The sequence below is a fragment of the Streptomyces carminius genome (genome assembly GCF_002794255.1).
GTDB lineage: Bacteria > Actinomycetota > Actinomycetes > Streptomycetales > Streptomycetaceae > Streptomyces > Streptomyces carminius.
Map to the genome: position 1 here is coordinate 174667 of NZ_PGGW01000061.1, position 22250 is coordinate 196916.

At 73.8% G+C, this 22250-nt stretch carries 20 protein-coding genes; 10 read left to right on the plus strand and 10 right to left on the minus strand.

Annotated features, from left to right (window positions below; all coding sequences use genetic code 11):
* Nucleotides 1-185: 185 nt before the first annotated feature.
* Complete coding sequence (locus CUT44_RS21580) at nt 186-1628, minus strand: glycoside hydrolase family 5 protein (protein WP_199185789.1); 1443 nt, start codon at nt 1626-1628, stop codon at nt 186-188.
* A 261-nt stretch (nt 1629-1889) separates the two neighbouring features.
* Here CUT44_RS21580 and CUT44_RS21585 point away from each other — a divergent pair, with 261 nt between their 5' ends.
* Together CUT44_RS21585 and CUT44_RS21590 are read left to right on the plus strand one after the other, a co-directional pair.
* Complete coding sequence (locus tag CUT44_RS21585; RefSeq protein WP_100203571.1) at nt 1890-2879, plus strand: pirin family protein; 990 nt, start codon at nt 1890-1892, stop codon at nt 2877-2879.
* Complete coding sequence (locus CUT44_RS21590; RefSeq protein ID WP_100203572.1) at nt 2876-3202, plus strand: GNAT family N-acetyltransferase; 327 nt, start codon at nt 2876-2878, stop codon at nt 3200-3202. Before CUT44_RS21585 ends, CUT44_RS21590 begins: the two co-directional genes overlap by 4 nt.
* An 81-nt stretch (nt 3203-3283) precedes the next feature.
* On the opposite strand, the gene CUT44_RS21595 is transcribed toward CUT44_RS21590, so the two are convergent.
* The 5 genes from CUT44_RS21595 to CUT44_RS21615 form a co-directional block, all read right to left on the minus strand.
* A complete protein-coding gene (locus tag CUT44_RS21595; RefSeq protein WP_100203573.1) occupies nt 3284-3550 on the minus strand; it encodes a metal-sensitive transcriptional regulator in 267 nt (88 codons plus the stop codon).
* A gap of 97 nt (nt 3551-3647) precedes the next feature.
* Nucleotides 3648-4022, minus strand: a complete 375-nt coding sequence (trxA, locus tag CUT44_RS21600) for a thioredoxin (protein ID WP_100203574.1) — start codon at nt 4020-4022, stop codon at nt 3648-3650.
* A 155-nt stretch (nt 4023-4177) separates the two neighbouring features.
* Complete coding sequence (locus tag CUT44_RS21605) at nt 4178-5047, minus strand: sulfite exporter TauE/SafE family protein (protein WP_100203575.1); 870 nt, start codon at nt 5045-5047, stop codon at nt 4178-4180.
* Nucleotides 5048-5052: 5 nt separating this feature from the next.
* Complete coding sequence (locus tag CUT44_RS21610; protein WP_100203576.1) at nt 5053-5634, minus strand: rhodanese-like domain-containing protein; 582 nt, start codon at nt 5632-5634, stop codon at nt 5053-5055.
* Between the two features lie 76 nt (nt 5635-5710).
* Complete coding sequence (locus tag CUT44_RS21615; RefSeq protein WP_100203577.1) at nt 5711-7405, minus strand: rhodanese-like domain-containing protein; 1695 nt, start codon at nt 7403-7405, stop codon at nt 5711-5713.
* A gap of 187 nt (nt 7406-7592) precedes the next feature.
* On the opposite strand from CUT44_RS21615, the gene CUT44_RS21620 reads away from it, so the two are divergent.
* The 7 genes from CUT44_RS21620 (at nt 7593) to CUT44_RS21650 (ending at nt 16144) form a co-directional block, all read left to right on the plus strand.
* Entirely contained in the window at nt 7593-8069 is a 477-nt protein-coding gene (locus CUT44_RS21620; protein WP_233221551.1) for a DUF6153 family protein, read from the plus strand.
* A gap of 115 nt (nt 8070-8184) precedes the next feature.
* A complete protein-coding gene (locus CUT44_RS21625) occupies nt 8185-8859 on the plus strand; it encodes a DUF305 domain-containing protein (RefSeq protein WP_100203578.1) in 675 nt (224 codons plus the stop codon).
* Nucleotides 8860-9083: 224 nt separating this feature from the next.
* Entirely contained in the window at nt 9084-10010 is a 927-nt protein-coding gene (locus tag CUT44_RS21630; RefSeq protein WP_100203579.1) for a F510_1955 family glycosylhydrolase, read from the plus strand.
* Between the two features lie 160 nt (nt 10011-10170).
* Nucleotides 10171-11466: an MFS transporter gene (locus tag CUT44_RS21635; protein ID WP_233221552.1), complete on the plus strand. Its 1296-nt coding sequence runs from the start codon at nt 10171-10173 to the stop codon at nt 11464-11466.
* A 391-nt stretch (nt 11467-11857) separates the two neighbouring features.
* Nucleotides 11858-14101 (plus strand): MMPL family transporter, encoded by a 2244-nt coding sequence (locus CUT44_RS21640; RefSeq protein WP_100203580.1) that lies wholly within the window; start codon nt 11858-11860, stop codon nt 14099-14101.
* Nucleotides 14102-14108: 7 nt separating this feature from the next.
* Complete coding sequence (locus CUT44_RS21645; protein WP_100203581.1) at nt 14109-15455, plus strand: sensor histidine kinase; 1347 nt, start codon at nt 14109-14111, stop codon at nt 15453-15455.
* Nucleotides 15452-16144: a response regulator transcription factor gene (locus CUT44_RS21650; RefSeq protein ID WP_100203609.1), complete on the plus strand. Its 693-nt coding sequence runs from the start codon at nt 15452-15454 to the stop codon at nt 16142-16144. The genes CUT44_RS21645 and CUT44_RS21650 overlap by 4 nt, the downstream gene beginning before the upstream one ends.
* 32 nt (nt 16145-16176) lie before the next feature.
* Here CUT44_RS21650 and CUT44_RS21655 read toward each other — a convergent pair whose 3' ends face one another.
* The 4 genes from CUT44_RS21655 to CUT44_RS33190 all read right to left on the minus strand — a co-directional run bounded on the left by CUT44_RS21655 (nt 16177) and on the right by CUT44_RS33190 (nt 20946).
* The gene (locus tag CUT44_RS21655; RefSeq protein WP_100203582.1) at nt 16177-17400 is read right to left on the minus strand and encodes an FAD-dependent monooxygenase; all 1224 of its coding nucleotides are present in this window, start codon (nt 17398-17400) and stop codon (nt 16177-16179) included.
* A complete protein-coding gene (locus tag CUT44_RS21660) occupies nt 17397-18818 on the minus strand; it encodes an MFS transporter (protein WP_100203583.1) in 1422 nt (473 codons plus the stop codon). The genes CUT44_RS21655 and CUT44_RS21660 overlap by 4 nt, the downstream gene beginning before the upstream one ends.
* Before the next feature lie 1046 nt (nt 18819-19864).
* Nucleotides 19865-20383, minus strand: a complete 519-nt coding sequence (locus CUT44_RS21665) for a hypothetical protein (RefSeq protein ID WP_100203584.1) — start codon at nt 20381-20383, stop codon at nt 19865-19867.
* Between the two features lie 407 nt (nt 20384-20790).
* Nucleotides 20791-20946, minus strand: coding sequence for a hypothetical protein (locus CUT44_RS33190; protein ID WP_158239644.1), 156 nt, complete (start codon nt 20944-20946; stop codon nt 20791-20793).
* Nucleotides 20947-21303: 357 nt separating this feature from the next.
* Between CUT44_RS33190 and CUT44_RS21670 the strand changes: the two genes are divergently transcribed.
* Complete coding sequence (locus CUT44_RS21670) at nt 21304-22191, plus strand: CPBP family intramembrane glutamic endopeptidase (RefSeq protein WP_100203585.1); 888 nt, start codon at nt 21304-21306, stop codon at nt 22189-22191.
* The last annotated feature ends 59 nt before the right edge of the window (nt 22192-22250 follow it).

Genomic DNA, 22250 nt, shown 5'->3' on the forward strand with positions numbered 1-22250 from the left:
GCCGTTCGCGGCCCGGGGACGCCGGGACCGGTGGCCGGTGCGTCCGGCCGTCCGGATTCCCGGCGCCTGCTCCACGATCGGCCGGGGCACCATCCGCAGCCAGGGCTGGGCTCACCCCGGGGACGGCGTCCCCAGGCACCGCCCGGGCCCGGCGGCCGGTGGCGTGACCGGCCGCGGGCCGGTCCTCAGCCGGTGTTCCGGGCACCCCCGGCGGCCGGACCGGACGGCCCCGCGCCGAGCAGGTGCTCCCGCAGCACCGCCGTCAGGCCGGTGCGCTCCACCGTGTGCTCGAACCGGAAGGAGTGCGCCGCCTCCACGGCCTCCTCCGGCGTGATCCCCGCGAAGAGCGCGGCGAAGCGTTCGGCGAGGGGCTCGGCGAGCAGGATGTGCCGCACCAGCAGGGCGATGTGCTGCCGTCTGCCCCACGGGTAGGGCTCGTAGCCGGGGAACTCCCGCTCGAAGAGCGCGTCGATGGGATCCAGGACATCGCGCACGCCCGCGTCCGAGCCTCCCCAGGAGTCCACACCGAGCCGGTCCTTCTGCTCCAGGGCGGGGCGGACGCGGCGCAGGTAGGGGCTGTCGGGCGCCGCGTGCACCAGCCCCTGCAGGCCGATGTCCTTGTAGGTCCACAGCGACCAGCCGGCCCCGTGCTCCCGGTAGATCTCCAGTTGGTCGCGGAGCAGGGCGTAGCGCCACTCCTCCACCGGCCGGCCGGTGGGGTAGACGGGCCCGAACTCGCCGATCCACACGGGTGTCCCGGTCTCGCGCATGAAGCGGGTCCGGCGCAGGAACGTCCCCTCGACGACCGAGCGGTCGAAGTACTCCCCCCGCGTCACCCCGGGGTAGGCGGTGGCGCCCGCGATGCCGGGCAGGGCGTAGTCGTGCGCGGTGTAGACGCAGTTGGGGAACGGCTCGGCGCGGCGGGTGAAGACGGAGAAGTCGGTCGAGTACCGGTTGCCGTCGAGGAAGAGCACATGGCGGCCGTCGACCGCCCGGACGGCCTTCTCCAGCCGCTCGTAGAAGGCGAGCAGGGCCTCGCCGGTCGGGTCGGACGGCTCGTTGACGAGGTTGTACCCGGCGACCTCGGGACGGTCCCTGTAGCGGTCGGCGAGCTCCTCCCACAGGGCCACGGCGCGGTCCTGGAAGTGCCGGTGGATCCAGAAGGCGGCGCGGTGGGTGGGGTTGTCGCTGTGCCAGTGCTGGTTCTGCGCGCCGGGCAGCGCGTGGAGGTCGATGACCGAGTACAGGCCGTGTTCCGCCAGCAGGGTGACGACCCGGTCGAGGGCGGCGAAGCCGGCCTCCTTCCACTCCATGGGCCGGCCGTCGTCCTCGAAGTGCCGGTAGTTGACCGGGACGCGGACGCAGTTCATGCCGAGAGAGGCGAGGTACCGGGCGTCCGCCTCGTCGAAGAAGCCGGTCAGGAAGGCGTCGAAGAAGGCGTGGTACGCCTCCCGGCCCGTCGCCTCCCGGAGCAGGCGGCGGATCTCCCCCTCGCTGCCGGGGTAGCCGGTGACGAAGTTCTCCATGTTCATCCAGCCGCCGAGGCCGACGCCGGTCAGTACGACCGTCCGGCCGTGCTCGTCCGCGAGCCGGTCACCGTCGACATGAATCCATTCAAGCGCGGGCACTGCGTTCCCCTTCCGATGCGGTGTGCGAAGGGCCGCGCCGTGCGGGCCGCCGCCGCTCCGGGGGCCGGTACCGCCCTCCGCTTCCTGCCCCGTGGGGGGTGCGGGCACGCGCCCGGCCGGGGCACGGACTCCCATCCGCCTTTTACCGGGCGCGTACCCGGGTACACCAGCCCCCGCACCGCGTCTTTCCGCAGGGATCCGGCCCGGCGGACGGCGGTGCGGGAAGACTGCGGGAAGACTGCGGAAAGACGAGGAGCCGCGATGAGCGGACCGGTCGGCACGGCCGACGCACCCCCGACCCGGGCCGACACCGGCCATCCCACCGCCCCGTGCGTGGAGGTCGGCGAGAGCCGCGAGGCGACGGTGGGCAGGTTCCGGGTACGCCGCGCGCTGCCGCGCCGGGGCCGGCGCACGGTCGGCGCCTGGTGCTTCGCCGACCACATGGGCCCGGCCGACGTCACCGAGAACAGCGGACTGGACATCGGCCCGCACCCGCACATCGGGCTGCAGACCGTCACCTGGCTCACCGACGGGCAGGTGCTGCACCGCGACAGCCTCGGCTCCGAGCAGGTGATCCGGCCCGGCCAGCTCAACCTGATGACCGCCGGCGGCGGCGTCTCCCACGCCGAGGAGGCCACCGGCCACTACCGCGGCACCCTGGAGGGCATCCAGCTGTGGGTCGCCCTGCCCGAGGCCACCCGGCACGGACCGGCCGCCTTCGAGCACCACACCGAGCTGCCCCGGACCGAGCTGGACGGCGGCGCGGGCGCGGCGACCGTCCTGGTCGGCGACTTCGGCGGGGCCGCCAGCCCGGCCCGGTACGACACCCCGCTGGTCGGCGTCGAGTTGGACCTGCGCGCACCGGCCACGGTGCCGCTGCGCACCGGCTTCGAGTACGCGCTGATCGTCCTGACGGGCGCCGTCGCCGTCCACGGGCAGCCGCTGCGCCCCGGCAGGCTCGGCTACCTGGGCGAGGGCCGCGACGAGCTCCGCGTCGAGGCGCGCGAACCGGCCCGGGCGATCCTGCTGGGCGGGAAACCGTTCGAGGAACCGATCCTGATGTGGTGGAACTTCGTCGGCCGCACCCGGGAGGAGATCGACGCCGCCCACGCCTCCTGGGCCGCGCGGGACGACCGGTTCGGCCGGGTGGACTCCGCCCTGCCGCGCATCCCGGTCGCCGCGCCCCACTGGCAGCGCGGCGGCGCGCGTCCGGCCTCCGGCGGCCGGCATTCCGAGGGGAGCGCACCATGAGCATCGGCGTCCGCGACAACACCGCCGAGAACCGCTACGAGATCCACGACGGCGAACGGCTGGCGGGCTTCTGCGCCTACGAGATCACCGGCGGGAGGATCGCCCTCACCCACACCGAGACCCTGCCGGAGTTCGCCGGCCGCGGCATGGCGAGGCGGCTGGTCACCGCGGCGCTCGACGACGTCCGCCGCCGGGGGCTGGTCGTCCTGCCGTTCTGCTCGTACGTCCGCGAGGTCGTCGAGCGGGACCCCGGCGCCTACCTCGATCTCGTCCCCGAGCAGGCGCGGGAGCGCTTCGGACTGCCCCGCACCGGGGCGGCGTGAGCCAGCCGCGTCCGGCCGGCCTCCGGCGGTGCCGGGGCCGGCCGGACGCGTGCGGTGCGGTGGGCCGGGTCGGTGGCGGAATCAGGACAGGGAGAGGAAGAGCTTCTCCATCTTCCGGGCGTCGACGCCGTCGGCGCCGCCCTCCTCGGCCAGGCACTGCTTGAGGCCACTGGCGACGATCGAGAAGCCCGCCCGGTCCAGCGCGCGGTTGACCGCAGCGAGCTGGGTGACGACGTCCTCGCAGTCGCGTCCCTCCTCCAGCATGCGCACGACGGCGGCGAGCTGGCCCTGGGCGCGCCGGAGCCGGTTGGCGGCCGATCGCACGTTCTCGGGGGGAAGCTGGACCACGGTGGCCGGTCCTCTCGTCTCGGTTCGTCCCGGTGGGGCTGTCCGGTCCGCGGGCGCGGCCCGCGGCGCTCAGCCCGCGGTAATCAGTCCGCGGTAATCAGTCCGCGGTGCCGGACTCCTGGGCGGCCACGGAGGCGCGCACCTCTTCCATGTCCAGGCCGCGGACGGCGTCGATCACCTGGTCCAGGGCCTGCGAGGGCAGCGCGCCGGGCTGCGCGAAGACCAGGACGCCCTCGCGGAAGGCCATCAGGGTGGGGACCGAGGTGATGTTCGCGGCGGCCGCCAGGGCCTGCTCGGCCTCGGTGTCGACCTTGCCGAAGACGATGTCGGAGTTGGCCTCGGACGCCTCCTCGTACACCGGGGCGAACTGACGGCACGGACCACACCAGGACGCCCAGAAGTCGACGAGGACGATGTCGTTCTCCGTCACGGTCTTCTCGAAGTCGGCGGCGGTCAGGGTGGTGGTGCTCATGCGGTGCTTCCTTCCGGATCGGTCCGGGCGGCATCATGCGATACCCCCTGGGGTAATGAACGCCAGGGCGCGGCGGAACATTCCGCCGCGCCCCGCGGCGCACTCCGTACGGGATACCCCGTTGTGGCGGGATGTCCCGTGCGGAGCGACGGACACTAGGAGCTGTGCACGGCGCGCCGCAAGGGGCACCGGGCGACGAGGCCGTAGCACAGGCCCGCTCCGGTGCCGAGCGAGGCGAGCACGGCGAGGGCGGGCAGCCGCAGCTCGGCGGGGGCCTGCTGGAGCAGGGTGAAGGCGCCCATGGCCAGGACGAACCAGGCGAAGCCCCGGGACAGGGCGGCGGCCGGGACGCGGCCGGCCAGCTTCGCGCCGGCCAGGGAGCCGGCGACGGCGACGGCGGTGACGGCCGCGGTCAGCGCCCAGTCGATGGGGACGGTGGTGAGGTAGCCGGCGAATCCGGCGGTGGACTTCATGGCGATGACCAGCAGCGAGGTGCCGACGGCCACCGGCATGGGCAGTCCGCCCAGCAGGGCCAGGGCGGGGACGACGAGGAAGCCGCCGCCCGCGCCGACCAGACCGGTGGCCAGGCCGACGGCCGCCCCGTCCAGCAGCACCCGGCGCACCGGGAGCCGGCGGTGGGCCCGCTCGGGGTCGGCGGTGCCGTTCCGTCCGCGGAGCATGGCGGCGGCGGTGACGATCATCATGGCGGCGAACGCGACCAGCAGGACGACATCGGGGATATGGCCGCCGAGCAGGCCGCCGGTGTAGGCGCCGGCCATGCCCGCGGCGCCGAACAGGGCGCCGGTGCGCCAGCGGACCCGGCCGCCGCGGGCGTGGCCGACCACGCCCACGGCGGAGGTGACGCCGACGACGAACAGGGAGGTGGCGATGGCCTCCTTGGCGTCCAGCCCCGCGACGTACACCAGGAGCGGCACGGTCAGGATCGACCCGCCGCCCCCGAGCAGTCCGAGGGAGACGCCGACCAGCAGCGCCAGAACCAGGACCAGGGCGAGCGTCGGCGTCATGTCCGTCACCTGCCGCTGTCGGCGAGCTGCGCGACGGCCGCGCGCGGATCGAAGGACGGCGTGCGGTTCCACGGCATCTTCGACAGCAGCACGCCCATGGCGCAGGTGTTGCTGATGGCCGCGAAGGCCAGCCCGCCGCCGACGAACGCCGACAGCAGCTGCATGCCGGGAACGGCGAGGCTGCCGAGGGCACCGACCAGGACCAGGGAACCGGCGACCAGGCGGACCTGCCGTTCCATGTCCCAGCGCTCCTGGCCGTGGTTGACCGGGGCGCCGGACTTCTCCCAGGCGGTCATGCCGCCGGACAGGACGGTCAGGCCCGGCAGTCCGGCCTCGGCGAGGGCGCGCTCGGCCGCTCCGGCGCGCTGGCCGGAGCGGCACACCAGTACCACGTCGGTGTCCAGGTGCCTCGTCAGCTCCTCGCGGTGCTCGCGCAGGGTGTCCAGCGGGACGTTGTAGGCGCCGGGGATGTGGGCGGCCTCGAACTCGGCGGGGGAACGGACGTCCAGCAGCCTCGGGGGGCTGTCCGAGGCGAGCCTGGCGCGCAGCTCGCCGGTGTCCAGGTGGCGGGTGACGGGGGTGCTCATACGGGGTGTTCCTTCTGTTCGGGTCCGTGCGGCCGTTCCGGCCGGACGGACGGGGGCTGGGGGCGGGCCCCGGGGGTTACAGCAGGCCGGCGGGACCGGCGCTGTCGAAGCCGTCGTCGACGGCGACGACGTCGTGTCCGCGGGCGTGGAGCAGGGCGGCCACGACCGAGGCGCGGTAGCCGCCCGCACAGTGCACCCAGATCCGGCGGCCGGCGGGGACCTCGCCGGCGCGGTCGGGGATCTCGTGGACGGGGATGTGGAGCGAGCCGGGGATGCGGGCCACCTCGCGCTCCTGGTTCCGCCGCACGTCCAGGACGACGAGGTTCTCCTCACCCCGGTCGAGGGCGGCCTTCAGCCCGGCGAACGTGGCGCGCTCGGAGGTGGCCAGGGGTTCGCCGCCGGCCCAGTCGCCGGGGCCGCCGGTGGCCATGGCTGCCGGGCGGTCGATGCCGATGCGCACCAGCTCGCGCTGCGCCGCGGCCACCTGTTCGGCGCTCTCGCCCAGCAGGGTGAGCGGGGTGCCCCAGGGGATCAGCCAGCCCAGGTAGGTGACGAACTGCCCGTCCAGGCCGAAGTTGAGGCTGCCGGCCAGGTGCCCGGCGGCGAAGGCGGTGCGGTCGCGCAGGTCGACCACCCACTCCCCCGCCTCGATGCGGCGGCGCAGCTCGGCCGGGTCCGCGACGGCCGGGGCCGACAGGTCGGGGGCGCCGGGTCCGGCGGTGTTGGCCGGGCCCATGTGGGCGTAGTAGGCCGGGAAGGCGTCCAGACCGGCCAGCAGCCGCTGGAGGTAGGTCTCCTCGTCCTCGGTCAGCGCGGTGTTGGTGCGCTTCTCCTGGCCGATGGTGCTGGACAGGCCTGCGGCCTGGGTGGCCGAGCAGAACGAGCCGAAGCCGTGGGTGGGGTAGACGGCCGTGTCGTCCGGCAGTTCGGCGGCCAGCCGGTGCGCCGAGCGCCACTGGGCCCGCACCAGGGTGTCGGTGTGGTCCGGCCCCAGCAGGTCGGGCCGTCCGGTGGTGCCGTACAGCAGTGAGCCGCCGGTGAAGACCGCGAGCTGCTCACCGCCTGACCGCAGGGCGTACGACAGGTGGGTGTGGGTGTGCCCGGGGGTGTGGATCGCCCGCACCCGCATGGCACCGACCTCGATCGTGTCGCCGTCGCGGACCGGGGTGCGCTCGTAGGAGACCTCGTCCTCGGCGTTGACCAGGTAGGCCGCGCCGACCTCGCGGGCCAGGGCCAGGCCGCCGGTGACGTAGTCGTTGTGGATGTGCGTCTCGAACACGTGGGTGATGCGCACCCCGGCGGCCTCGGCCAGCTCGGTGACACGGTCGTAGTCGCGCTGCGGGTCGACCACCAGCGCCACCGAGCCGTCGTGGGCGAGGTAGGTGCGGTCGCCCAGGCCGGGGGTCTCCACCGGCAGGACGGTGATCTCCGGGCCCGCCGCGCGCACGGGGGCGGCGGGGGCGTCGCCGGTGGCCACCGGGCGTCCGGCGTCGACCCAGGCCGCGGTGCCGCCGGTGACGTTGCGGGCGTCGTAGCCCAGGTCGCGCAGCAGCGCCGCCGCCTGCGCGCTGCGGCCCCCGCTCCGGCAGATCACGTAGACCGGGCGCTCCCTGGGCAGCCCGGCCGCCTTCGCCGGGAGCAGTCCGAGCGGCGCCGGCCGGGCGCCGGGGACATGGCCGGCGCGGTACTCGCCGCTGTCGCGGACGTCGATGACGACGGCACCTGCCGCGTGCGCCGCGGCGAACCGCTGCTGGTCGATCTCGGGAACCATGCGGACCTCCTGCTCACTTCCTTCGAAAAATACCCGGGGGGGTATATCGGGGTCCAACCGTAACAGGATCCGCTTTATGCCCCCGGGGGTATACGGGAGTGATGCGGGTCACCTCCGCGTACCGTCGCCGGGACGTGGGCGACCGTACTTATCCCCGCCTGACGGACGAACCCGTAGGATCGGCCGTGTGAATCGGTGGTCGCGTCCGTCCGCCCTCCCCCCGGGGACCTGGGCCCGGTCGCCGCTGTCCGTTCCGGCGGCGCTGGTCCTGGCCGTCCTGACGGGACTGGTGGCGATGCACGGCCTGGCACCGGGCTCCCCCGGGCCGTCGGCCCGGACAGGTCCCGCGCACCACGCCGGTCCCGCGGACCACACCGGTCCCGCGAGCCGTTCGATGCCCACCCACGAGCACCCGGCGGCCGCCTCCTTTGGACCCGACGGCGCCCAGTGCGCGCACTCGGCGCACGGCACGGGCGGACACCCGGACCACGCGGACGCCACCTGCGCGGCCGGCGGCACCTCCGCCGCGCCGCAGCCGCCCGTCCTCCCCGCCGCCGCGGCGGCCTCCCCCGGGGGCCCGGCGGCCGTCCGGCACCTGCCCGCCACCGCGGCGGGCAGTCGCGCCCCGCCGTCCCTGAGCGAACTCCAGCTCCTGCGCATATAGGAACGCCCGCGTGCGTCCCCGCCCGTCCACCGGGACGGCGGCGGTGGCGCGCGCCGCCGCGTCCTCCGGCGCTTCCCAGCGCCTCCCACAGTCTCTTCCGCAGGAGTCGTATCCCATGACCGCACACCACTCCGCCCTGCGCCGGATCGCCGCGGCGGTGGCCGCCGTGACCGCCGCCGCCGTCCTGGCCGCCTGCGGCGGCGACCGGCCCGCCGGGGACTCCGGCCGCAACGGCGGGACCCCGCCGAGCTCTTCCGCCCCGCTCCCGGCAGGCGACCACAACGACGCCGACGTCGCCTTCGCGCAGGGGATGATCCCCCACCACCGGCAGGCGGTGGAGATGGCCGACCTGGCCGGGACCCGGGCCTCCGCACCGGAGGTGAAGGCCCTGGCCGAGCAGATCAGAAAGGCCCAGGACCCGGAGATCGAGACGCTGTCCGGCTGGCTGGCGTCCTGGGGCGAGCAGGTCCCCGCCGAGCCGGACGACGGCACGGGCCACGGCTCCCACGCCGACCGCTCCGGGCACTCGGATCACGGCGGCCACGGCGGCCACGGCATGGCGGGGATGATGACCCCCGAGGAAATGGCCGAACTGGAGAAGTCCTCCGGAAAGGCCTTCGACACCGCCTTCCTGGAGATGATGATCAGGCACCACGAAGGCGCGGTCGCCATGGCCGGGGAGGAGAAGGAGAACGGCTCCTACGGCCCGGCCAGGTCCATGGCCGAGGACATCATCACCTCGCAGAGCGCCGAGATCGAGAAGATGAACAGGCTGCTCGGCCGGGAGTAGCCCCACCAGCCGCCGGGCCTCGTCTCCACGAGCCCGTCACGGGCCCGGCGGCCGGTCCCGGAAGTCCCCGCACTCCCCTCACGCACCTCCCGAGCGGTCCGTCACCCCCCGCCGCACCCCGGGAACGCGTGGCCGTCCCGCCACCGCCCTCCGGTGCGAGGGGTGCGCCGCACACCGTCCTTCCGCACGCGGCCGACACCGCGAACCCGATCCGAGGAACCCCGATGCCCAACCGTTTCCGCACCCGCACGCTGCCCGCGGCCGCCGCGGTCCTGCTCGCGGCCGTCCTGACCGCCTGCTCGTCCGGCTCCGGCGACCGCCCCGCCACCCCTTCCGGGGACGCCTCCGACGACGGCCACTCCCACTCCCACTCCGCGGAGCCCGGCCTCGGTCATGTCCACGGGCTCGGCGTCAACCCCGGCGACGGGAAGCTCTACGTCGCCACCCACTACGGCATCGTCGCCGTCGACGACGACGGCGGCACGGAACGCGTGGGCGACACCGCCGACTACATGGGCTTCGCCGTCGCCGGACCCGACACCTTCCTCGGCAGCGGCCATCCCGCCGAAGGCAGCGACGAGCCCGCCAACCGCGGGCTGATCAGGAGCACCGATGCCGGGAAGACCTGGCAGACCCTCTCCCTCGGCGGCGAGGTCGACTTCCACGCCCTGGAGCAGGCGCACGGCACCGTCTACGGCTACGACAGCACCCACGGCATGCTGCGCGTCAGCAAGGACGGCAAGAAGTGGGACGAGCGCGCCGAACTGGCCGCCCTGGACATCGCCGTCAGCCCCGGCGACCCCGACGTCGTCCTGGCCACCACCCGGGACGGCGTCGCCCGCAGCACCGACGGCGGCAAGACCTTCTCCGGCGGCTCCGGACCGGTCCTGGCCTATCTGTCCTGGGCCGGTGAGGACGGAAAGGACGCGCTGTACGGGATCGGTCCCGACGGGGCGCTGCACCGCAGCACCGACGGCGGCGGGAGTTGGACGAGGACCGGCACCGTACCCGGCGGGCAGCCCCAGGCGCTGACCGCGGCCGGCCCCGACCACGTCCTGGCCGCCACCGCCGGCGGCGTCCACGAGTCCCGCGACGGCGGGAAGTCCTTCACCGAGCGTTTGGAGATGTCGGACGGCGCCCACTCCCACTAGGGACGGCCGCCCGCGGCGTCACGGCGTCCTCCCAGCGGCCGCCCGGCCCGGACCCCGCGGTCCGGGCCGGGCGGCCGGTGGCGTTGACTGGAGTGCGACATGTCGGCGTGCGCGCGTCCCTCCGCGCGCACGCCCGTACCCGCCGCAAGGAGCACCACCCTTGAGTACGCCCGCCCCGTCGTCCCGCCCCGCGGGGAAGCACCCGGCCGGGACCGCGCCGCCCGGGACGGGCAGACGCTTCCACGGCTGGCGCATCGTCGCCTACAGCGCGCTGGCGATGGCGATGACCGCGCCGGGCCAGACCGCCGGGGTCTCGGTCTTCATCGACCCGCTCATCGCCGACCTGGACATCAGCCGCACCGCGGTCTCCACCGCCTACCTCACCGGCACCCTGGCCGGGGCCTGCGCCATGCCCCTGATCGGCAGGGCGATCGACCGCCACGGCCCGCGCGCGGTCATGGCGGCCGTCGGGGCCGTCTTCGGCGCGGTCCTGATCGCCCTCTCCTTCGTCTCCGGGATCGTGGGGCTCACCGCCGGGTTCACCGGCATCCGGATGGCCGGGCAGGGCGCCCTGTCGCTGGTGGCCACCACCACGGTCGCCTACTGGTTCGACCGGCGGCGCGGCCTGGCACTGGGCATCACCAGCGCGGTCGGCGCCGCGGGCATCTCCCTGGCGCCCCTGCTGGTCGAACGGCTGGTCTCGCAGGCCGGCTGGCAGCGGGCCTGGCTGATCGAGGGCCTGGCCGTGTGGGCCGTCGTCCTGCCCGTCGCCCTGTTCGGCATCCGCAACCGCCCCGCCGACGTGGGCCAGCAGGTGGACGGCGACCCCGCGCCCGCCTCCGACGACCCCGGCGGCGACCGGCAGGACGACGGCTGGCCCCTGCGCCGCGCGATGCGCACCGGCGTCTTCTGGGCCGTGGCCGCCTGCCTGGCGGCCAGCAGCATGCTCACCACCGGGCTGAACTTCCACCAGATCGCCCTGCTCGGCGAGCGCGGCCTGACCCCCGTCGAGGCGGCCGCGAACTTCCTGCCCCAGACCGTGGCCGCCCTGCTGTGCACCCTGGCCGCCGGTGCCCTGCTGGACCGGCTGCCGCCCAAGGCCGTCCTGGTCGCGGCGATGGCGGTGCTGGCCGCCGCCACCCTCGCGCCCCGCCTGGTCGCCCCCGGCTGGACCGCGCTGGGCTACGGACTGCTGCTGGGTACCTCCAACGGTCTGCTGCGCGCGGTGGAGGCCGCCGCCTACCCCCGCTACTTCGGCACCGCCCACCTCGGCGCCATCCGCGGTGTCGCGCACACCGTCACCGTCGCCGCCAGCGCCTTCGGCCCCCTGGCGGTCTCCCTCGGCCACGACCTCACCGGCCGCTACGGCTCCGCCCTGCTCGCCCTGGCCCTGATCCCCCTCGCCGCCGCGGTGGCCGTCACCCTCGCCCGCGAACCGCACCGCGCGGACACCTGACACGGGCCGTGGCGGGCCACAGTCCCGGCGGTCGGCAGGTGTTCCGAAAGTGTCACCACCGCCTCGGCTCCCCCCTTCGAGCAGGCAGGAACGTATCCCACCGGCCCGAGGCGCCGCACTCCTTTCACCGGCCCGCCCCGGGCCGGACGTGACGGCCCCCGGCCCGGCACCGAGGGGCCGCGTCGGCGTCTGCCGCTCCGGGGCATGCCGCGGCGGGGTGCGGGCCGGTCCGTAGTGCGCAGGCACCAGGGCGCGTGAGCGGCTGGTCCGGGCGCACCAGGCGAAGACGGCGGCGGTGGACGATGCCCGGCGGGGCGCCGGAGGGAAGTGTGGGAGGCGCGCGGATCCCGCGTGTTTCCCCTTGCCCGATGGTGTCTGGAGTGATCAACAGGTGGCGACTTTCCTTTACCGAGTAGGACGGTGGGCCTTCCGGCGGCGGCGGCTCGTCGGCGGTGTGTGGCTGGGCGTCCTGGTGCTGGCCGTCGCCGCCGCCGCCATGGCACCGGCCGGGGAGGAGGAGGACCTCTCCATGCCCGGCACCGAGTCGCAGAAGGCGTTCGACCTGCTGGACGAGCGCTTCCCGCAGAGCAACGCCCAGGGCGCCGAGGCCCGCCTGGTGTTCCAGGCCCCGGACGGACAGCGGGTGACGGCCCGGGAGAACAAGGCGGCCGTCGAGGACACGCTCGGCTCGCTGGAGGGGGGTGACCAGGTCGCGTCGGTCACCGATCCCTACGAGACCGGCGCCGTCAGCGAGGACGGCACCATCGCCTACTCCACGATCACCTACGCAGCGGACGCCGTCGACCTGACCGAGGCGACCAAGAGCGCCCTCGAGGACGCCGCGGACCAGGCCCGGGACGCGGGACTGACCGTGGAGATCGGCGGCTCGGCCCTGGAAGCGGAGGAGGCACCGGGCGGTACGACGGAGCTCGTCGGCGTGGCGGTGGCCGCGGTGGTGCTGGTCCTCGCCCTCGGCTCGCTGGTCGCGGCCGGACTGTCGCTGCTGACCGCCTTCGTGGGCGTGGCCATCGCCTTCGGCCTGGTCTCCGCGCTGGCCGTCCCGCTGGGCCTGACGTCCACCGTCGCCATCCTGGCACTGATGCTGGGGCTGGCGGTCGGTATCGACTACGCGCTCTTCATCACCTCCCGGTTCCACGACGAGCGCACGCGGGGCAGCGAACCGGAGGAGGCCGCCGGCCGGGCGGTGGGCACGGCCGGCTCCGCCGTCGTCTTCGCCGGCGCGACCGTCTTCATCGCCCTGGTCGGTCTCGGGGTCGTCGGAATCCCCGAACTCACCAAGATGGGCATGGGCGGCGCGGGCGCCGTGGCGCTCGCCGTACTCGTCGCGCTGACCCTGGTCCCCGCGCTGTTCGGCTTCTTCGGCCGGCGGGTGCTGCCCCGCGCCGTGCGCAGGGCCGTCGCGCCGAAGGGCGAGCACCCGCACCGGGCGCGCGCCGGAGCCGGCCGGCCGGGGCTCGGCGTCCGCTGGGCGCGGTTCGTGCTGCGCCGGCCGGTGGCCGTGCTGCTGGTCGCCGGACTCGGTCTCGGAGCCGTCGCCGTACCGGTGCTGAGCCTCGAACTCGGGCTGCCCGGAGACGAGTCCAAGTCGGTGGAGACCACCCAGCGCCGCGCCTACGACCTGCTGTCGGAAGGTTTCGGCCCCGGTTTCAACGGCCCGTTGACCGTGGTGGTGGACATGGCGGAGTCCCCGGACACCCGGGCCGCCACGGATCTGGTCGTCAGGACCCTGCGGGGAGTGGACGGGGTCGCGTCGGTCGGTGATCCGGTTCTCAACCAGGCCGGGGACACGGCCATCATCACCGCCGTCCCGCACACCGCGCCGAACAGCGGCGAGACCAAGGACCTGGTGAACACGCTCCGGGACACGGCCTCCGGCATCGAGGCGGACACGGGCGCCGATGTCCTGGTGACCGGGAAGACCGCACTGAACATCGACATCTCCGAAGCCATGTCCGACGCCCTCATCCCCTATCTGGCCGTGGTCATCGGCCTGGCGGTGCTCCTGCTGACGGCGGTCTTCCGCTCGGTTCTGGTCCCGATCAAGGCCGCACTCGGCTTCCTGCTGTCGGTGGGTGCCGCCTTCGGGGTCCTCGTCGCCGTCTTCCAGTGGGGCTGGGCGGCGGACCTGCTCGGCATCGAGCAGACCGGACCGGTCATGTCGCTCATGCCGATCCTCATCATCGGCATCGTGTTCGGCCTCGCCATGGACTACGAGGTCTTCCTCCTCACCCGGATGCGGGAGGCCTACGTCCACGGCGCGTCCCCCGGCGATGCGGTCGTCAGCGGCTTCCGGCACAGCGGACGTGTGGTGGCCGCGGCGGCGATCATCATGATCAGCGTGTTCGCCGGATTCATCGGGATGAGCAGCCCGACCATCCAGACCATGGGCGTCGGTCTGGCCTCGGCCGTCGCCTTCGACGCCTTCGTGGTCCGGATGGCGATCGTGCCCGCGGTCCTGGCACTGCTCGGCCGCCGGGCCTGGTGGCTGCCCCGTATCCTGGACCGTGTGCTGCCGAACGTGGATCTCGAGGGTGAGGCGCTGAGCAGGCCTGCACCGGCCTCCGCGACCGGGCCCGACGCGGCGGTGCGGCCGCTCCCCGTCGGCCGGGACTGAGCCGGCCATGACGGAACCGGATGGCGCCCTCCCGCCGCCACGCGCCGCGTGGTGGCGGGAGGGCGCGGTCACGGCGACGGCTTTCGTGCTCTGCCTGCTGGGCGGCACGGTGCAGGTCGACGGCACACTGGGAGCACCGCCTGCCGCCGCCTACCTCATCGCCGTGGTGTCCTGTGCCGTGCTGCCGCTGCGGCGCCGGGCGCCCCTGGCCGCCCTGGCGGCCACGACCGCAGCCGGCGTGCCGGTGCAGCCCCTGGACTTCCTGCTGAACCCGCTCGTCATGGCCCCCGCCTTGATCGCCGCCTACTCCTACGCGCTCGCCGCGCGCACCGAACGGCGGGCGGCGGGCGCGGTGTCGCTCAGCTCCGCGGTGCTGCTGGCCGCCTCCATCCCTTTGTCCGGGAACTTCTCGTGGCAGGACGCGAGCAGGGTGGGGGTGGTGGCGACGTTCCCGCTGGTGGCCGGTGTACTCGGTCGCTCGGTGCGGAACCGGCGAGCCTACCTGGCGGCCGTGGAGGAGCGGGCCCAGCGGGCCGAGGAGAGCCGGGACCACGAGGCGCGCCGGCGAGTGGCCGAGGAACGGGTGCGCATCGCCCGGGAGCTGCACGACCTGGTGGCCCATCAGATCACCCTGGCCAACGCCCAGGCCACGGTCGCGGCCCACCTCTTCGACAGCCGCCCGGAGCAGACCCGCAAGAGCCTGCGGGAACTCGTCGAGACCACCGGTCACGCGCTCGACGAACTGCGGGCCACGGTCGGTCTGCTGCGTCAGTCCGGGGACGCGGCCGGGGAGGCCGAACCGGCGCCCGGGCTGTCCCGGCTTCCGGAGCTCCTCCAGTCCTTCCGCCGCGCGGGTCTGGAGGTGTCGGTGCGTCAGGAGGGCACGGCCAGGCCGCTGCCGCCGGGAGTGGACCTCACCGCCTACCGCATCATCCAGGAGGCGCTGACCAACGTGACCAAGCACGCCGGCACCGGCAGCGCCCGGGTGCGTCTGGACTGGAACCGCGATCATGTCACCGTCACCGTCACCGACGACGGCGGGGACGCCCGTACGGCGCCGGTCGCGTCCGCGCTGTCGGACCGCCCGCCCGGTTACGGTCTGATCGGGATGCGGGAACGCGCCGCCGCGGTCGGGGGGCACCTCTTCGCGGACAGGCGCCCGGAGGGCGGCTTCCTCGTGTCCGCCCAACTGCCCCTCACCCGCGCCCGGGACACGGCGCGGAGGACCGACGCGGCCGCAACCGCAGAGAAGAACCGGGAAAAGACCGGGGAGAAGAAGGAGGAGGAGTGGATGACCGACGGGGCCACAGGCGGCGGACGGAACGGCGGCGGAACGGCCGGGGACGCGCCATGACGCTCCGAGTGCTGCTCGCCGACGACCAGGCCCTGCTGCGCGGCGCCTTCCGGCTGCTTCTCGACTCCGCCGACGACATCACCGTGGTCGGCGAGGCCGGCGACGGCAGGGAGGCGGTGCGGCTCACCCGGGAGCTGCGCCCGGACGTGGTGATCATGGACATCCGGATGCCCGGGACGGACGGTCTCGCCGCCACTACGGAGATCTGCACGGACCCGGAACTGCGGGCCACCCGCATCCTGATCCTCACCACCTACGAGACCGACGAGTACGTCGCCCAGGCGCTGCGCGCGGGGGCCTGCGGCTTCGTCGGCAAGGGCATCGGGGCCGAGGAGCTGGCGGACGCGGTGCGCACGGTCGCCGAGGGCGACACCCTCCTGTCCCCCGCCGCGACCCGCGCCCTGGTCGCCCGCTTCCTGGCCACCCCGGAGGCCGTCCCGTCGCGCCACTCCGAGCGGCTCGCCGCGCTCACCCCGCGCGAACGCGAGATGGTGGCCCTGGTCGCGACCGGCCTGTCCAACCAGGAGATCGCCGAGCGGATGTTCCTCAGCCCCTTCACCGTCCGCGCCCACGTGCAGCGGGCCATGACCAAACTGGAGGCCCGCGACCGGGCGCAGCTCGTCGTCATCGCCTACCGGACGGGCCTGGCCCAGGCCGGCCCCGGCGGCGACGCCGGCCGGCTGCCGTAGCCCGGTGGGCCCTGCAGCCGGCCGGGGAGCGCTCACGGCGCCGGGACGGCCTCGGGCAGCACAAGGGCCGAGTGGGCCGGCGGTGCCGCCGCGGAGGGCGCCGTGACGAGGCCGCGCAGCATGGTGTTGCGCTGCTCCAGGGCCTGCGCCGTGGTGGGGAAGAGCCTGGCCGCGCCCTTGTCGGCCAGTGCCTGGTTCATGGTGACGAACTCACGGACGCCGCGTTCGTAGGCGGCGAACGCCGCGGTGTGGTCCCGGTGCGCGGCCAGGGCGTCGGCGAGCATGTAGGCACCGGCCAGCGCGAGGCTCGTGCCCTGTCCGGCAAGGAACGAGGGCGCGTACGCGGCGTCGCCGACGAGCACGGCGCGGCCGCTGGACCAGTGGGGCATACGGATCTGACCGACCGTGTCGAAGAACAGGTCGTCCGCGCCGCGCATGGCGTCGACCATGCCGGGGACCTCCCATCCCGCGCCTGCGAAGACCGCGGCGACCAGGTCCAGCTGGGCCTGGGGGTCCCGGAGGGCTTCGAGCGGCGGTTCCGACCGGTAGAAGTTCAGGAACGCGTGCAGCTCGTCGCTGTCGCCGACGGCGTAGAGGGCCGCGCCCTTCCCCGGGGTGTTCCACAGCACGCTCTCGTGGGAGAGCCCGAAGGTGTTCGGCATGGTGAACACGGCGAAGCAGTAGCCGAGGTAGCGGTGGAACCGTTCTTCGGGACCGAACAGGGACTCCCGGGTGCGCGAGTGCATACCGTCGGCGCCGACCACCAGGTCGAACGTGTGCTGCCGCCCGCTGCGGAACGTGACGTCGACCCCTTGTCCGTGCTGGTCGAAGGTGTCGACGGAGTCGCCGAACAGGAACTCCACGTCGTCGCGGACCAGCCCGTGGAGGATCGCGGCCAGATCTCCGCGGCGCACCTCGACGTCCTGTCCCCCGGCACCGCCGGCAAGGGCGCGCGGGTCGAGCGAGGCCACTTCACCGCCGTCGGCGTCGAGGAACGTGCAGCGGCGCGAGTCGATGTGCGCCTCCCGCAGCCGCGGCAGTATCCCCATCCGCCGGACCACCTCCGTCGCGGTGCCGCGGACGTCGACCGGGTAGCCGCCGTCGCGCGGTGCCCTCGCCTTCTCCACCACGGTGACCGCGAATCCAGCCCGGTGCAGCCAGTACGCCAGCGCGGGTCCGGCGATGCCGGCCCCGGAGATCAGCACCTCGCGCTTCACGGCGGTACCCACGCCCTTCGACAGACCGGCAGATGTCATGCCTGGACTCCTTTCCTGGTGTTCTTGGTGTTCTTGGTGTTCTTGGTGGCACGGACGACGAGCAGTGACAGTGCGGTGACGAGACCGACGGTGACGAACCCCGTGACGAAGGCCGATTCGGCCGGCAGGCCCGTCGCCGGGTCGGTCCCGGCGGTGAGTATCGCGCCGCCGAGCTGGACGCCCAGGGCGACACCGATCACGCGTGTCACCACGAGCAGGCTGGTGACGATGCCGGTGTCCCCGGCCTCGACGGCGGTGGCGGTACTGGCGAGCAGTGCTGTGGTGGCGACACCCGCGGCGAACGCGGTCAGCACCTTCGCCAGGACGAGCTGCCACGCCGCGGTGTGCAGCGACGCCAGGGCGAGCATCGTGGCCGCCGTGACGAGGGCACCCGCGACGACCACGGCGCGCGGACCGAAGCGCCGCGCCGCGACCCCGCCGACCGAGTCGCTCACCGACCCGGCGACGATGCCGGGCAGCAGGAGCAGTCCGATCTCGGTGGTGTCGGCCCCGAAGCCGTACCCGTCGGCCGGCGCCGCGAACAGATACGGGAGCAGAAGGAGCACCATCCCCGCGCCGGTGGTGATGACGAGGGTGAGCACGCACGCGCTCCATATCGCAGGCCTCGCCAGCACCCGCAGATCGACCATCGGCGAGGGAGCCCGGCGCTCGACGGCGACCCATCCGGTCGCCAGGGCGGCCACGGCCAGCGCGACGGCACCGGCCGCGAGCGGCGACAGGCCGGTGCCCGTCACCGTCACGAGTCCGAGCATGAACGCGAGCAGCGTGCCGCTCAGCAGAACCATCCCGGCCCAGTCGATCCCCTCGTCCGGCCGGCTCGGCGGATCATCCGGCATCAGCCGGGCCACGGCCAGCGCCGACGCGGCGATCACGATCGTCGGCAGCCCGAACATCCAGTGCCGGGACAGGCTCTCCGCGATCGGCCCGGCGACCAGCACGCCCACCACGCTGCCGCCCGTGAACAGCGCGACGACCACTCCGATCGCCACCTGTGTCGCCCCCGCCGGGAGGTGGGTGCGCACCAGGACGAAGGAGAGGGGCAGCGCGCCCACCATGACGCCCTGCAGCACCTGACCGAGCAGCAGCACCGGCAGGTTCGGTGCCAGGGCTGCCAGCAGGCCGCCGGCCGAGACCACGGCCATCAGCCGGAGCAGCACCCGCCTTCCGCCGTAGCGGTCGCCGAGTTTGCCCGCGACGGGCGCGGCGACCGCGCCGGTGACGAGTAACGCGTTGGCGATCAGCGCCCCTTCGGCGGGACTGACCCCCAACTCACTTTGCAGCAGCGGAAGCGCGGGCTCCACCACCGACTGCAGGGTGCCGAGGGCGAGTGCCAGGATGCCGAGGGCGGCGATCGGCAGCTTCCCGAGGCGGACCGGGGGAACCAGGGTCTCGGACATGGACGTCCTTCTCATCGTCGGTTGCGGGCACGTGCACGGGCGTGCCGAGTGGACCTGCTGACGCGTGCGCCGCACTCCCGTGGCGCACCCCCCAGGGGGACACGGACCGCGTTGGCCCGCCGGACGGGCCGGCACCCGCCGCCTCGTGGCGGAACGTCTTGCGCGAGTGCGGTGCCGGTTGACGCGGTGTCGGTTGGTGCGGGAACAGCCGGCGCTCGATCGGTGGCGCAGGCCCTCAGAGCGCTGTCGGCCGGCACGCCGACGCGGCCGCCGACGCGAGAACGGCCAGGGGCGCCCGGTGCCGCACCGGCAGCGGAACGCGAACGCCGCCGCCGTACTCGCTCCTCCGCCGTGATCGCTCCTCCCGCCACCACATACCGCGTGGTCGCGGAGCACCCCCGCCCGTGTTCCTCATGGCCTGCTCCGTGCCGGCCGAGGGCTTCCGGCGCCAGGCCGGCCTCGGCTCCCCGGGAGCCGCTCCGCGGGAAGCGCTCATCCGGCAGGCCGAACGCCTTCCGCAACTCGGCGCCGGGCATGGAGAAACTCGGAATACCGCCACCTGTGGATCACTCCAGACACCGTCGGGCAAGGGGGAGACACGCGGGATCCGCGCGCCTCCCACACTTCCCTCCGGCGCCCCGCCGGGCATCGTCCACCGCCGCCGTCTTCGCCTGGTGCGCCCGGACCAGCCGCTCACGCGCCCTGGTGCCTGCGCACTACGGACCGGCTCACGCCCCACCGTGACATGCTGCGGAGTCCGGCAACCCCGTCTGCAACAGCCGCCCCGTCACGCCCCCGGCGGGCGAGCGGCGCACCGCCCCGGGGCAGAGCCGACCCCGACGGCGAAGTCTGTCGGCAAGGCCTCAAAATGTGCCGCCTCCAACAGGTGAAAAGTGGCCCGTCCGAACCGTCTGGCTCGTTGGGTCAGACAGGGAGGAAGGGTGATCAGCATGGGCGGCTGCGGGTGCGCAGTGCCCGGGCACTGCGCACCCGCAGCCGCCCCTCCCGCCCACACCACCGGTCGGCCTTCTCCGGCACAGGGCCGGTCATGCGTACACGTGGAAGCCCGTCCACTCGACGCCCGGAACCACCAGCCAGGAGCCGTCCTTCTCCGCAACCGCCTCGAAACTCCACACCGCAGAGAACGGCGAGCCGGCACTCGACACGCTCCACGGCCCGCCCAGGGCCCATGCCGACCCCAGCACCCGGCACACAAGCAGACGCATGTCCTCCTCAAGGTGCGGATCGACGGACGGGGAAGCCACAACCTCGAAGAGGTGACCATCCTTCCAGTACCTGCCGACAGACGTCCGGCCGAACTCCAGGCCGCTCTTCCTCCGCACGCGCTCCAGGACCTTCTGCACGGCCCTCTCGTCCGACGCACCGACAAAGAGCCTCCACTCGGCATATCCCGCCGGAGGGACCTCTGTCTCAACACAGGACCCGCCAGAATCCGCCATTGCCTCCACCGCTCCCGAAGCGGCGCCACCGCCACCGTCTACGCCCACGTCCGACTCCCCCTCCGCCCGGATCACCGGCAACGCGTCGAAGCTGATCTCGCACATACGGAAGTCGAGGTCCGCCGAACGACGAGTGGCACCGGAACCCGCAGGCCCGCGCACCGTGGCGATCGTTCTCCGGCAACGGCTGATCGGCTCGGCGTCCGTCCGTCCGTCCGTCCGTGAGAGTCTGGCGAGACAATCCCAGTGTTCTCGGTGCACTGCCATCAGTTCGAACTGTCGAGGTCAGAGCGCTGGTCGCACTCTCCGCAAGCAGCGCCGCTCAACTCTTGTGCTCCGTAACCACCGGAAGTAAGACAGACCCGCTCGTTCGACAGGCCCGCGGCGCCGGGGCCGGCGGCACGAGCACGGCAGACGGACGGGCTCGTCAGCGGTTCACAAGCGGTGCTGGAGCCAGAAGGCGGTGAGGCTGATCGCGCTGGTGCCCAGGCCGTAACAGGCTCCGCGCAGCATCAGGCCGAGGGGGCGCGGGCCAGGTCCGGGGCCGGGGTGGCCCGGGCCGCGTCGGCGGCGCGGCGGCGCCGGGCGGCGCCGATGTCGAAGCCGGTGGCGGTGGCCGGGGTGGCGGGGACACGGGCGTCGGCCAGGAGCTCGTCGATGGTGGTCACTGCCCGGCTCCTTCCGTCAAAAAAGTCACCCGGCGATCATCAACCGTCAACGGAACGCGAGTGCGGCGATAATTCGTCCACTCCTCCCACACGCCGCGGCCAGCGGTGACGCCCACATGCCCTGCGTCCCGCCGAACCCGGGACCGGCTCCGGCGTGGTGCACCTCACATCCCCGCCCGGCCCTGTCCGTGCCTCGGCTGCGCCCCGGGGCGGCGCGGGCCGAGCGGGCGGGAGGGAGTGGCGCATCCCCCGTGAGAGCTACCGGAACCGTCCATGCGCGGGTGATCCGCGAATGTCGGCGGTTTTCTAGCGTGGTCCTCAGGTCGCCGCAGGTGCGGCCACTACAGGGAGGCCACCATGAGCACGACGTCCGTCACACAGCACGACACGGGCTCCGGCCCGGACGAGGACCGCGGCGGACACGACCGGCGCGGTGGCCGGTTGGGGCGGGTCGTGCGTTCTCCGCTGGGCTGGATGCTGACGGGGATGGTCGGCATCGGCCTGGTCTCGGGCCTGACGGCGACCGGCCCCGGCCCGGTGCCGGTGCTGGGCGCGGTCGCCGCGGTGGCCGTGTACTGGCTGGTCATGCGCCGTGTCGCACGACGCTCCACGCCGGAGATCGCCCGGGCCGGGGCCGGCCGGGAAGTGCTGCTGGGCGGTGGGATCGGCCTGGGCTTCATCCTCGTCTCCGCCCTCCTGATCACGGCATTCGGAGGCTATTCGTTCTCCTGGGCGGGTGATGGCTTCATGTCGGTCGTCTGGACCGCGGTGGTGGTCCAGATCGGCGCCGCGGTCACCGAGGAGTTGCTGTTCCGCGGTCTTGCCCTGCAGGCTCTGGAGCAGTTGTGGGGCAGCCGGGCCGCCCTCGTGATCACCTCGCTGTTCTTCGGTGTCGCCCATCTGGGAACCCCGGGCGCGAACGCGTGGAGCGCAGTGGCGATCGCTCTGGAGGCGGGCGTCCTGCTCGGAGCCGCGTTCCTGTGGCGGCGTAACATCTGGTTCGTCGTGGGGCTGCACTTCGCCTGGAACCTCACGCAGCAGCTGCTCGGCATCCCGGTCTCCGGACACGCCCCCGAGGGTCTGTTCACCGTCGACACCCACGGCTCCGCCCTTCTGACCGGCGGCAGCTTCGGTCTGGAGGCGTCGATCATGCCCGTCCTCATGGGCGTGGCCATCGCCGCCCCGATGCTCGTCCTCGCCCGCCGGAACGGCGGAATCAGGACCCGCCGGCACACGAGCCGCTGAGACAGACCGACCGGAGGAAACCGACATGATGTCCCGTCAGGCGCCCTGGAGCCTCCCGC